The organism is Rhizobium quercicola (assembly GCF_021168455.1).
GTDB classification, from domain to species: Bacteria; Pseudomonadota; Alphaproteobacteria; order Rhizobiales; family Rhizobiaceae; genus Ferranicluibacter; species Ferranicluibacter quercicola.
In genome coordinates, this window is sequence record NZ_JAJOZR010000006.1 from 162,774 (window position 1) to 174,837 (window position 12,064).

The following is a 12,064-nucleotide window of genomic DNA, read 5'->3' on the forward strand; positions in this document are numbered from 1 at the left end:
ATGGCCGCCCTGTCGTTCGACGTCCTGCACCCGGCCAGCGTCCGGGAGGCGCGCGATCTGCTGCAGGGCGACGCGCGTCTCGTCGCCGGCGGCACGGCGCTGCAGCTGGACTGGGCGCGCGGCCTGCCCAGGCCTTCACGGCTGATCGATCTCGGCCGCATTCCCGGCCTCAAGGGCATCACGGACGACGCGGCGGGCCTGCGGATCGGGGCGCTGACGCCGCTTGCCCGTCTCGTCGCCAGCGCGCGCGTGGCGCAACACCTGCCGCTGCTGCAGGCCGCCGCCCGCAGCGTGGCCGGGCCTGCGGTGCGCAACCTCGCCACGCTCGGCGGCAATATCGCCGGCCGCACCGGCTGCCTTCTGCCGGCGCTGCTGGCGCTGGACGCGGTGCTGGAGATGACGGGCCGGGACGGGCGCTGTCTCGAAGCCCTGTCCGACTGGCTCGCCCGCCCGGCCGACCCGATGGAGGTGCTGGAGGCGGTGCATCTGCCGGTTCCGGTGCCGGTACCGGATCCGCAGAGCCGCTGGACGCAGCGCAAGATCGGCCTGCGCGCCGCCTTCACCCCCAGCGTCATCGGCATTGCCGGCCGTCTTGAATGCCGGGACGGCACCATCGTTTTGGCGCGCCTTGCGGTCGGCGGCGGTCTCGTCGTGCCGTGCAGGCTGTCTGCGATCGAGCGGCAGCTCGTGGGGCAGGATGTCGCCGGGGTGGACTGGCCGGCGCTGCGCACGGCGCTGATCGCCGCCATCGACGCGCCGGACGATGCGTTCCGGTCGGCGCGCTACCGGCGCATGGTCGCGGCCAATGCGCTGGTGCGGGGCCTGCAGGAGGCCGGAGGGTCCCGCCCGGCCGCGCCGCCGCCCGGGCGATCGTCGCCGGCGGAGACGCCGGCCACGCCCCCGGAGATCCGCCTGTCGCGCACCGAGCAGGCGTCCCGCTGGCACGTCCGGCCCGATATGGCACCCAAGGTTTCCGGAACCCTGTCCTACCTCACCGACCGGCGGGAGGCCGGCATGCTGGTCGGACGGATTCTGAGGGCCGGTCGCCCGCATGCGCGCATCCTGTCGATCGATACACGCGCCGCCGCGGCGCTACCGGGCGTCGCGGCGGTCGTCACGCATCGCGACATCGGCGGCGAGAACGCGTTCGGCATCGTGGTGCAGGATCAGCCGGCCTTCTGCTTCGACAGGGTGCGCCATGCCGGCGATCCCGTGGCCGCCGTCGCGGCCGTGGATGCGGCGACGGCCGAGGCGGCGCTGGCCCTGATCCGGGTGGACTATGAAGACTTGCCCATCGTGACGGACCCGGAACAGGCCCTGTCGGACACAGCCCCGGCGATCCATGCGGGCGGCAACCTGCAGCGGATCCTGCATTTCTCGCGCGGGGATGTCGCGGCAGGCTTTGCAGGGGCGGCGCATGCCGTCGAGCGGCGCTACGAGACCGCGCGCCAGATGCACGGCTTCCTGGAAACGGAAGGCGGCTTTGCGCGCGTCGAGCCGGACGGAACGCTCGCCGTCTTCGTGGGCGGCCAGCACGGCGCGCGCGACCGGCTGCAGCTGGCACGCATTCTCGGGCGCGGGGAAGACACGATCCGCGTCGTCACCAGCCCGACCGGCGGCGCCTTCGGCGGCAAGGACGAGCTGACGGTGCAGCCGGCGCTGGCCTTGCTGGCGATCACGTCCGGCCGGCCGGTGCGCCTGCAGCTGTCGCGGGCCGAGTCGGTCGTCGCCGGCATCAAGCGCCATCCGATGGTCATCCGCATGCGCACCGCCTGCGACGCCGCCGGGCGCCTGATCGCGCAGGAGGTGGACCTGATCGCCGATGCCGGCGCCTATGCCTCGCTCGGCCCCGGCGTGCTGGAAACCGCGCTCGAGCATGTGGCCGGCCCCTATGTGATCCCCCATGTTTCGACGCGCGGGCGGCTGGCCTATACCAATAACGGCGTCTGCGGCGCCTTTCGCGGCTTCGGCGCCAACCAGATGACCTATGCGATCGAATGCCAGATGGATGTGCTGGCGGACCTCTGCGGCCTGACGCCGGTAGCGATCCGCCGGCGCAACCTGCGGGCGCCAGCGTCGCCCGGCTTTCTCGGACAGACGGTCGCCCCGTCGGAGCGGCTTTCGGACATGCTGGAGGCCGCAGCCGCCAGCCCGCTCTGGGACGGGCTTGGGCGCGGGGACGACGGCGGCGGCGACGATGGCGAGGAGATGATCGGCACGGGCATGGCGCTGAACTATCAGGGCAACGGGCTCGGCTCGCTGGTGCCCGATCCGGCCGGCGGGCGCCTGCGCCTGCGCGCCGACGGGCGGATCGAGGCGGCCTACGGGCTGGACGAGATGGGGCAGGGGCTGCTCGCCTCCATCCAGGCGGCGGTGTCGGACGAACTCGGCTGCGGCCGCGGCGACATCCTGCCTGTCACCGGCGACACGGCGCTCGCCCCGGATTCCGGCTCGACCAGCGCCTCGCGCGGTGGCCATGTCGTCTGGCGCGCGGCGCGGCTGGCGGGACCGGACTTTTCCGCCCGGCTGAGGCAAGCCGCCGCAGGCCTGCTCGGCCGGCCTGCCGACGGGCTGAAACTCGCCCCCGGCGGCGTCGCCGACCGGCGCAGCAACAGCGGCCGACTGCTCCTGCGCTTTCGCGACCTCGCCGAGGCGCTCGCCCCCGACGCCCGGCCCTGCGTCACGGTCGCCTTCGACTTTCCCAAGACGGACCACACGGCCGGCAATGCCCGCTACATCTTCGCCTTCGGCGCCTGCATCGTGCGCGTGGCGGTGAGCCGGGTCACGGGCATGGTCCGCGTCCTCGACATCCACCAGCACACGGCCGCAGGCCCCGTTCTCGACGTCGCCGCCTATCTCGGGCAGATGGAGGGCGGGGCGATCCAGGGCCTGGGCTTCACCCTGACCGAGAACGCGCGGATGGCGGACGGCGCCTATCTGACCGCCAATCTCGACACCTACATGCTGCCCGGCATCCGCGATACGGCGCGCCGCCTGTCGGTCTTCGCGCTGGAAGGGCTGGACGACGGCGACGGCCTCGGCCCGCGCGGCGCCGGCGAACTCGGGATCGGCGCCATCACCCCGGCGATCGCCAACGCCGTCGGCCGGGCCATCGGCCACACGCCGCTGAGCCTGCCCTTCTGCCCGGAAACACTGCTGGATGCGATCGGAGCACGCCCATGAGCGCCGTCGCCTTCCGCCTCGATGGCGAAGCGCTGTCGGTCGCCGTGCCGGCCGAGACGCGGCTGTCGGAGATCCTGCGCGAGCAGTGTCTGCGCACGGCCAGCAAGGTCGCCTGCGGCATCGGGCGTTGCGGCGCCTGCACGGTGATGATGAACGGCGAGGCCGTCAATGCCTGCCTCGTCATGGCCTGGCAGATCGAGGGCGCCGAGATCGTCTCGCCGGAAGGGCTCGACGCCTTCGAGACGGGCCGCATCGTCAAGGCGGCGCTGATCGCGGAAAACGCCTTCCAGTGCGGCTATTGCGCCCCCGGCATCGTGATGGCGCTGACCGCGCTGTTTCTCGCCGACCGGCGGGCCGGGGAGGCGGAGATTCTGTCAGCGCTGGAGGGCAATCTCTGTCGCTGCACCGGCTATCATTCCATCCTGCGCGGCGCGCTTTCCGCCGCCAACCGCCTGCGTGCCGGCGCGGCCGGCGAGACCGGAGCCCCCCCATGACCCTCATCCTTCGCCCCTTCAAGCCCGAGACCGCAGGCGCACAGGCCTTTCTGGCGGTGCCGCGCAAGCGCCTGCTGATCGGCGGCGCCTGGGTGGAGGCGGCCGGCGGCGCGACGTTCTCGACCCACGATCCGGCGACCGGCGCGCCTCTGGCGGAGCTTGGCGACGCGAAGGCCGCGGACGTGGATGCAGCCGTCGCGGCCGCGCGCGTCGCCTTTGAAAGCGACGTCTGGCGCGGCATGACGCCGTCGGCCCGCGCAAGACTGCTCTGGCGGATCGCCGACCGGATCGAGGCGCAGGCGGATGCGCTGGCGGAGCTCGAGACGCTCGACCAGGGCAAATCGCTGAAGACCGGGCGCTTCGGCGAGATCCCGGCCGCGGCCGAACAGTTCCGCTATTTCGCGGGCTTCGCCACCAAGATCCTCGGCACCACCATTCCCACCTCGATCGCCTATCAGCCGCCGGGCAAGACGATCTTCGCCTATACGACGCGCGAGCCGATCGGCGTGGTGGCGGCGATCACGCCGTGGAATTCGCCGCTGCTGATGGCTGCGATGAAGCTGGCGCCGGCCCTTGCCGCCGGCTGCACCGTGGTGCTGAAGCCGGCCGAGGAAACCTCGCTCACCGCCCTTCGCCTCGGCGAACTGATGATCGAGGCGGGATTGCCGGCCGGCGTCGTCAACATCGTCACCGGCTCCGGGGAGGTCGCGGGTGCCGCACTCGCCGCCCATCCGGACGTCGACAAGGTGGCCTTCACCGGATCGACCGAAGTCGGCAAGCTGATCGTGGGCGCCGCGCGCGGCAATCTGAAGAAGCTGACGCTCGAACTCGGCGGCAAGTCGCCGGCCATCGTGCTGGCGGACGCCGACATGGCTCTGGCCGTCCCCGGCATCGCCCGCGGCATCTTTGCCAATGCCGGGCAGGTCTGCGTCGCCGGTTCGCGCGTCTATGCCCACCGCTCCGTCTACGACCGGCTGGTCGAGGGGCTGGCGCGCGAGGCGGGCCGGCTGCGCCTCGGCCACGGCCTCGACCCTGAGACCGATCTCGGCCCGCTGGTGAACCGCAAACAGGCCGACCGGGTGGCGCAGTATGTCCGCACCGGCGTGTCCGAAGGGGCGGAGATCGTCGCGGGCGGGGTGCAGGACGGCGAGCAGCAGACCTTCTACACCCCGACCGTCGTCACCGGCGCGCGCGCGGACATGGCCTTGATGCGCGAGGAGATCTTCGGCCCCGTCGTGGCCGTCACGCCCTTCGACGAGGCGAGCGAGGCGCTCGCCTTCGCAAATGATTCGCCCTACGGCCTTGCCGCCAGCGTCTGGACCGCTGAGCTCAGCGCTGCCCACCGCCTGTCGGCCGCCATCCGCGCCGGCACGGTCTGGATCAACTGCCATTCCTATTTCTCGCCCGAACTGCCCAAGGGCGGCTACAAGCAATCCGGCTGGGGCTACGAAAACGGCGCGCCGGGACTGGAGAACTATCTGGAGACGAAGACGGTGTGCGCCGTGGTGTGACGCCACGGTGCCTGCGCGCTCTTCGTTCGATGTCCATGCCCGATGTCAATGACACCGTCGCCGATCCACACGAGCCGGCCTGCGGCCTCCTCCGGGAGGGGCGTCGCGCCGGCGAGGAACGCGGCGCCACGGACGGGCCCGGCAAGCCGGTTGCGCCCGTGTTTTCGCGCCCGTCCGGCCGACGGACAGGGCCGTCGCCGTCCCCCAGACGAGGAGGCCGGTGGCGCTGTAGCCGGCGCCCAGCATCGACACCCCGCGCCATCCCCCCTGGGCATAGGCGATCGTGGACGTGATGGCGCCGACCGCACTGCCGATCGCGTAGAACACCATATAGCCCCCGACGATGCGGCTGCTGGCCTGCGGATGGCGCGCGAGAAGGACGCTCTGGTTCGTCACGTGAACGGCCTGCACGCAGAGATCGAGCAGGACGACGCCCGCGAGGAACAGGGGCAGGGAGGTCTGAAGCCGTGCGATGAGCGCCCAGGACGCCAGCAACAGCGCGAGCGACAGGCCGGTGGTCCAGGCCCCCAGACCGCGGTCCGAGAGCCGGCCGGCGCCGGTCGCCGCTGCCGCCCCTGCCATGCCGACGAGGCCGAACAGGCCGATCTGCGTATGGGAATAGGAGAAGGGCGGCGTGCTGAGCGGCAGCACCAGGGCTGTCCAGAAGGTGCTGAACGTCGCGAAGATCAGGAAGGCCAGAAGGCCGCGAACCAGCACGATCCGGTCGCGCAGGAACAGGCGCGGCATCGAGCGGAGCGTGGCGGCGTAGCTGTCGGTGCTGTCCGGCGACGACCGGCGGGGGAGGACCCGCATCAACAGGCCCAGCATCGCCGTCGTCAGAACGGCGGAGGTGAGATAGACCGCGCGCCAGCCGCCGAGATCGGCGAGCGCGCCAGCGATGAAGCGCGCGGCAAGGATGCCGATGACCACGCCGCTCGTCACCCTGCCGACCGCCTTTCCGCGTTCGGCAGGCGTCGCCAGCGTCGCGGCGAACGCCACCAGCACCTGCACGACGACGGCCAGAAGACCCATCGCCGCGAGGCTGGCAAACAGGATCGCCTCTGTCCGCGCCGTTGCCAGGGCCACCAGCGCCGCGACCGACAGCATGCCCTGCGCGAGGATCAGGCGGCGGCGGTCGATCAGATCGCCGAGCGGCACCAGAAAGATCAGTCCCAGCGCATAGCCGATCTGGGTGAGCGTGACGACGAGACCGATCGCGGACGGCGACATGGCGAAATCCCGCGCCATCGCATCGAGCAGGGGTTGGGCATAGTAGATGTTGGCGACGCTGAGGCCGGCCGCTGCGGCGAAGATCAGCGTCGTGTTGCGGGACAGGCCTTGCGTTTCCGTCCGCGTGCCGCCGTCGTCTGCGCGCTGCATGGAAGTCCCTTTCGTCAACGATGATCCGGTCTCATATCAAGACCACTTGCCGGTCGCCAAATCCAGTTCTAGTTTAGGACCGGAACGAACGGATGGGAGAGCGACGATCATGGTCAAGCGGGTCAGCCTGTGGGATGCCGGGTGCCCGGTCGCGCGCGCGCTGGATGTCATCGGCGACTGGTGGTCCCTGCTCATCATCCGCGATGCCTTCGATGGCGTGCGCCGGTTCGGCGCGTTTCAGACGGGGCTCGGTATCGCCCGGGGGATGCTGGCCACGCGGTTGCGGGATCTGACGGACCGCGGCATCCTGGAGACGGCCCCGGCCTCGGACGGCAGCGCCTACCGGGAATATGTCCTGACGGAGAAGGGGTGCGGCCTGTTCCTCGTCATCGTCGCGCTGCGCCAGTGGGGCGAAGCGCATCTCTATCGTCCGGACGATGCGATATCCGCGCTGGTGGACGCCGAAACGGGCGCACCCGTCGCCCGGCTGGAATTGCGCGCGCAGGACGGGCGGCGTCTGGCGTGGAGCGAAACCCGTGTGGAGAAGATCTGACGCCGCTGCACCAAGGTTTGCAGTCCCTCGCGGTTTCCGCCAGACAGCGGCGTCGTCGCATCCACGGCCCGGTCGCCGCCGGATGCCGGACGATCCCGTGATCACGCTCATCTCCGGCGGCACACGACGCCCGGTCGGCCTTCTCGCTCTCCGGCGACCTGTTCGAAACCGGCCCGACCGGCACCGATGTCAACGACCTCAGGGCGTTTCTGCTGCTCTAGGCGCGCGCCCCTCTGGAACGATATCGCGCGGGGAGGCCGGGAATGAGATGCATATGTCCCATCCGCCCGGTCCGACGGCGTCTGGCGTCTTTGAACGCCGGACGAGAACAGGTCATTCTGTTCCCGGCCGGTTGCCCTCCCATCCCCCTCCCGGATCGATCGCAGCCAGCCGTTCCCCTCTGGAGGTTCATCCTTCACGCCTCAAGGCCGCGGGTCACCCTGCGGCCCTTTTTTCAGAGGGACGGCGAGAGCCGCCGCCGGGCAGGGGCCCGGACTTTGAGGAACACAGGAGGAGGGTGACATGGCGACGGTAAAACTCTTAACGGATGCCGAGGCCGAAGCGGACCCGCGGGTGCAGGCCGTGTTTGCGGATATCCGCGCCGTGCGCGGCTCGGATGTCATCAACAATTTCTGGCGCGGGCTCGCCAACGATCCGGCCACGCTGGAGCGGACCTGGAACAGCCTGAAAGCGGTGATGGTTGCCCCCTCGGCGCTCGATCCGCTGACGAAGGAGTTCATCTACATCGCCGTGTCGGTCGCCAGCGGCTGCAGCTACTGCATCCACTCCCACACCGCGGCGGCGCGCGCCAAGGGCATGACGGAGGCGCAATATGGCGATCTCCTCGCCGTCATCGGCATGGCATCCCAAACCAACCGCCTCGTCACCGCCCTCGGCATCCCCGTCGACCCCGCATTCGACGTGACCGGGTGATCCCGGTGGGGTGTTTCGGCGGGGGCAACGAACGCAAGGCCAAAGCGCACGGGGTCTCCCTCAGCACTCGTTTTGCTGCCGAACCGTTTGCTTGACGAGCCTTGTCGCCTTCAAAATCCGGCGTGACTATGCTTGCAGCACGGATACGGGCGCGCGACGAGATACGACATTGTCGCATCATTCTAATACCAGTATAGCTCCAGAAAATTTTTTGAGGCCAGGTATCGGTCATGTGCGCAAGGTAAGGGAACAGGATGGGCGAGGATTTGCTCGGGTCGATCGGGAGAGAACTGCAGGCTGCGCCTCAAGGACAGCCGCTCTACAAGCGGCTGAAGACGGCGATCGAAACCGTCATCCGCGCAAATACGGTCAAGGCCGGCGCTCTCCTGCCGGGCGAGCGGACGCTCGCGGACGCCCTGTCGCTGTCCCGCGTGACGGTCCGCAAGGCGCTCGCGCTTCTGGAGGAGGAACGGCTGCTCAATCGCCGTCACGGGTTCCGGACGGAAATCGGATCGCGCGTCGAGAAATCCCTCTCGACCCTGACCAGCTTCTCCGAGGACATTGTCGCACGGGGCCTGGTGCCCGGCTGCATATGGCTTTCCAAGGAGATAGGCCGCCCGTCACCCGCCGAGATGATGGCGCTGGGCGTTGCGGGCAACAGCCAGATCCTGCGCATGAAGCGCATCAGGACGGCTGACGACGTCGCAATCGCGGTGGAGACCTCGACGGTTCCCGTTCGCTTCATTCCCTCGGGCGACATGGTCGGCGCGTCGCTGTACGAGACGCTGGAAGCCCGTGGCTTCCTGCCGCAACGCGCCGTTCAACGCATGCGCTCGCGCGGTGCATCCGCGCAGGATGCCGTACACCTTCACTGCGAGGTGGGCGCGCCGCTGCTGATGACGGAGCGCCGGTGCTTCCTGGCCGACGGTCAGATCGTCGAGTTTTGCGAGACCCGCTACAAGGGCGAGGTCTACGACTTCGTGTTCGAACTGCAGAGATAATACCAGTTTATGGCTGGTTGCCATCTGGTCTTTTCCGATTATCGTGATGCCGAACCGGAGTGTCGCGTGTGTTCGCCGAAGATCTGAAGAACAGCCTCATCGTCTCCTGCCAGCCGGTGCCCGATGGCCCGACGGACACGGCCGACTTTGTGGTCGGCTTTGCGAAAGCTGCCATCGATGCCGGCGCCCGGGCCTTGCGGATCGAGTCCGTGGCCTATGTCGCGGCCGTCCGGGCGGCGGTCGCCGTTCCGATCATCGGGATCGTCAAGCGCGACCTGGCCGATAGTGCCGTCCGCATCACGCCCTTTGTCGCAGATGCGGAAGCGCTGATGGCCGCGGGTGCCGACATCGTCGCTTTCGACGCGACCGACCGTCCCCGTCCGTCCTCCGTGGAGGCACTCGTGCAGGCCGTCAAGGCGCGGGGCAAGCTGACGATGGCGGATTGCGCGAGCCTCGCGGATGCAAGACGGGCGCTGGCCGCCGGCGCCGATTTCGTCGGCACAACACTGTCGGGCTATGTCGGCGGCCCGGAGCCGGTCGATCCCGATCTCGACCTGATTGCGGCCATGCGCAGGCTGACCCCCTTCGTGATTGCGGAAGGGCGCATCCGCACGACCGAACAGGCGGCGGCGGCGGCACGGGCAGGGGCCCATGCCGTGGTCGTCGGTTCCGCCATCACCCGGACGGAGCATGTCACGGCCTGGTTCCATGACGCTGTCACGTCCGCCTACCGGAGCAGGCCCGATGGCGAAAACGCGGTGCTTGCCATCGACATCGGCGGCACAAAGACGATGGCGGCTTTGGTCGTCGAAGGCGATGTGGTCGAAGACATCACGGTTCCCACGCGACGGCAGGACGGCCCGGACACATGGCTTGCGGGCATCGCGGAGGCCACACGCTCCTGGGCGGGGCGTTACGCGCGCGTCGGTATCGCGGTTACCGGCTTCATCGAGGATGGACACTGGTCGGCTTTGAATGCCGCAACATTGAACATTCCCCATCGATATCCGCTTCTCGGCCGGGCGGCGGCCCTGTTCGGTGTGCCGGTCCTTGCCATCAACGATGCGCAGGCGGCGGCCTGGGGAGAGTTCAGGTTCGGCGCCGGGGCTGCGTCACCGTCGCGCGACGGGCACGGCAACCTGGTGTTTCTCACGATCTCGACCGGCATTGGCGGCGGCATCGTGATCAACGGCCGGCCGCTTGCCGGACTTGCCGGCCATTTCGGGCTCATCCGCGGTCCGTCTGCCGGTCAATCGCCGCTGGAGGACCTGACCTCGGGCCGGTGGATGGCTGCAGAGGCCGCAAGGCTCGGCCATGAGGCAACGGCGGCAGAGATCTTCACATCGGCAGGGGAGGGGGCGCCCTGGGCGAATGAGATCGTCGCGCAATCCGCTTTCCGCGCCGCAACGCTCTGCCGGGATATCCAGATGATGCTGGACCCCGGCTTGATCGTGATTGGCGGCGGCATCGGGCTTGCCGGTGGCTATATCGAGCGCATGCGCCGTGCCTTCGACGGGATGGATGCCCGCGTGACGCCCCGGCTGGTGCCGGCGCTGCTCGGCAGTCGGGCGGGCGTCGTCGGCGTCGCAAACCTTGCGGCGGAGACGTCTCAGAGACAGACCTGACAGGAACTTCCATCAACGATAACAAAGGGAACGTAGATGACATCGAACAGAACATGCCTATCGGCGCTTGCCATGCTTCTCGCGAGCGTCGCGCTGCCCACCACCTCGAACGCAACGGTAACGGTGCTCGGCTGGCCGGGCGGATCGGAGGAAACAGCCCTGCGCGCTGCAGTCGAAACCTATAACGGCACGTCCGGCGTGGCAGATGCCGACAAGGTGGAGCTGCTGTTCTTCAACCGCGAGGGTTTCTACGACAAGCTGCAGGCCGACATGGCTGCGGGCTCGACCGCTTTCGACATCAACCTCGTCGCAACCTACTCGATCGGGCGCTATGCCCCCTACATGGAGCCGATCGATCTCGGCAGCGAGGCCGAAAAGACGTTCGGCGATGCCGTGCTGAAGACGATGCAGTTCGACGGCAAGCAATATGGTGTGCCGACCGATCTGTCTCTGCACTTCATGTACTACCGCAAGGACCTGATGGACGCCCTGATGCAGGACGAGGCGGGCAAGAAAAAATATGCCGAGCTGTCCCAGCAGTTTCTCGGCAAGGCACTGCAACCGAAAGACCCCGATAGCTGGACCTGGGACGACTGGGCGGCAACCTCTCTCTATTTCTCCAAGCAGGTCAATTCCGAAAGCCCGGTGCGCTACGGCACCGTGCTTCAGATGAAGAACCTGCTGTTCAACATGATGGTGTTCCAGTCCCTGCCGCGCGCCTATGGGGGCGACTGGACAGACAAGGACGGGAACGTGACGGTCGACAGCAAGGCCTACCGGACCGGGCTCGAACTCTACAAGACGCTCTACGACGCCGGCGCATCGCCGAAGGACTCGCTCAGCTACGAATATCCGGAAACGAATGCGGCCTTCAGTTCCGGCCAGGCGGCAACCGCCCTGCAATGGAATGCTGCCGCCGCCGATCTGATGAACCCGGAGATCTCTCCGGCCGTGGCCGGGGTCACCGGCATCGTCGCGCCACCCGCAGGGCCGAACGGCCGTGCCGACCATATTCACGGCCTTGGTCTCGGCCTGAACAAGAATGCCAAAAACAAGGAGGGTGCCACCCGGTTCCTGAAATGGCTGGCGACGGAAGAGGCAGCCCTCGCCTATGCCCGCAGTGGCGGTTCTCCCGCGCTCGTGCCGGAGGTGGTCGCCAAGGTTGCGGAGGCACGTCCCGATCTCGTCAAGCTGGGCGCGTTCGCCAGCAAATACGGTTACGTCATGAACGGCGCGACCTCGGCGAACGCGCTTTCGATCTATGAGCTTCAGGCAAAGGAGTTCACCGGTTACTGGGCCGGTCAGCAAAGCCTCGACGAGGCGTTGGCAAACACCACGTCCGGAATGCAGACCCTCCTCAAGAAGTGACGGCATCCCCCGGGCG

At 68.6% G+C, this 12,064-nt stretch carries 9 protein-coding genes; 8 read left to right on the plus strand and 1 reads right to left on the minus strand.

Features of this window, described 5'->3' with window-relative positions; genetic code table 11:
* From LRX75_RS10900 to LRX75_RS10910, 3 genes are read left to right on the plus strand one after another with little or no spacing between them, the layout of a single operon-like run.
* Nucleotides 1-3,183 (plus strand): molybdopterin cofactor-binding domain-containing protein, encoded by a 3,183-nt coding sequence (locus LRX75_RS10900; RefSeq protein ID WP_231814270.1) that lies wholly within the window; start codon nucleotides 1-3, stop codon nucleotides 3,181-3,183.
* On the plus strand, nucleotides 3,180-3,677 hold the full coding sequence (locus LRX75_RS10905) for a (2Fe-2S)-binding protein (RefSeq protein WP_231814272.1): 498 nt from the start codon (nucleotides 3,180-3,182) through the stop codon (nucleotides 3,675-3,677). Before LRX75_RS10900 ends, LRX75_RS10905 begins: the two co-directional genes overlap by 4 nt.
* The gene (locus tag LRX75_RS10910; protein ID WP_231814274.1) at nucleotides 3,674-5,188 is read left to right on the plus strand and encodes an aldehyde dehydrogenase family protein; all 1,515 of its coding nucleotides are present in this window, start codon (nucleotides 3,674-3,676) and stop codon (nucleotides 5,186-5,188) included. Before LRX75_RS10905 ends, LRX75_RS10910 begins: the two co-directional genes overlap by 4 nt.
* Before the next feature lie 45 nt (nucleotides 5,189-5,233).
* Here the strand turns inward: LRX75_RS10910 and LRX75_RS10915 are convergent, their stop codons facing one another.
* Nucleotides 5,234-6,568 (minus strand): MFS transporter, encoded by a 1,335-nt coding sequence (locus tag LRX75_RS10915; protein ID WP_231814276.1) that lies wholly within the window; start codon nucleotides 6,566-6,568, stop codon nucleotides 5,234-5,236.
* A 109-nt stretch (nucleotides 6,569-6,677) separates the two neighbouring features.
* Here LRX75_RS10915 and LRX75_RS10920 point away from each other — a divergent pair, with 109 nt between their 5' ends.
* The 5 genes from LRX75_RS10920 (at nucleotide 6,678) to LRX75_RS10940 (ending at nucleotide 12,048) form a co-directional block, all read left to right on the plus strand.
* Nucleotides 6,678-7,121 carry a winged helix-turn-helix transcriptional regulator gene (locus LRX75_RS10920; RefSeq protein ID WP_231814278.1) on the plus strand — a complete coding sequence of 148 codons (444 nt, stop codon included), beginning with the start codon at nucleotides 6,678-6,680 and terminating at the stop codon, nucleotides 7,119-7,121.
* Nucleotides 7,122-7,643: 522 nt separating this feature from the next.
* Nucleotides 7,644-8,054 (plus strand): carboxymuconolactone decarboxylase family protein, encoded by a 411-nt coding sequence (locus LRX75_RS10925; protein WP_231814279.1) that lies wholly within the window; start codon nucleotides 7,644-7,646, stop codon nucleotides 8,052-8,054.
* A gap of 254 nt (nucleotides 8,055-8,308) precedes the next feature.
* Nucleotides 8,309-9,055 carry a GntR family transcriptional regulator gene (locus LRX75_RS10930; RefSeq protein ID WP_231814281.1) on the plus strand — a complete coding sequence of 249 codons (747 nt, stop codon included), beginning with the start codon at nucleotides 8,309-8,311 and terminating at the stop codon, nucleotides 9,053-9,055.
* 68 nt (nucleotides 9,056-9,123) lie between these two features.
* The gene (locus LRX75_RS10935; protein ID WP_231814282.1) at nucleotides 9,124-10,680 is read left to right on the plus strand and encodes a putative N-acetylmannosamine-6-phosphate 2-epimerase; all 1,557 of its coding nucleotides are present in this window, start codon (nucleotides 9,124-9,126) and stop codon (nucleotides 10,678-10,680) included.
* Nucleotides 10,681-10,716: 36 nt separating this feature from the next.
* Nucleotides 10,717-12,048, plus strand: coding sequence for an extracellular solute-binding protein (locus LRX75_RS10940; RefSeq protein ID WP_231814283.1), 1,332 nt, complete (start codon nucleotides 10,717-10,719; stop codon nucleotides 12,046-12,048).
* Nucleotides 12,049-12,064: the final 16 nt, after the last annotated feature.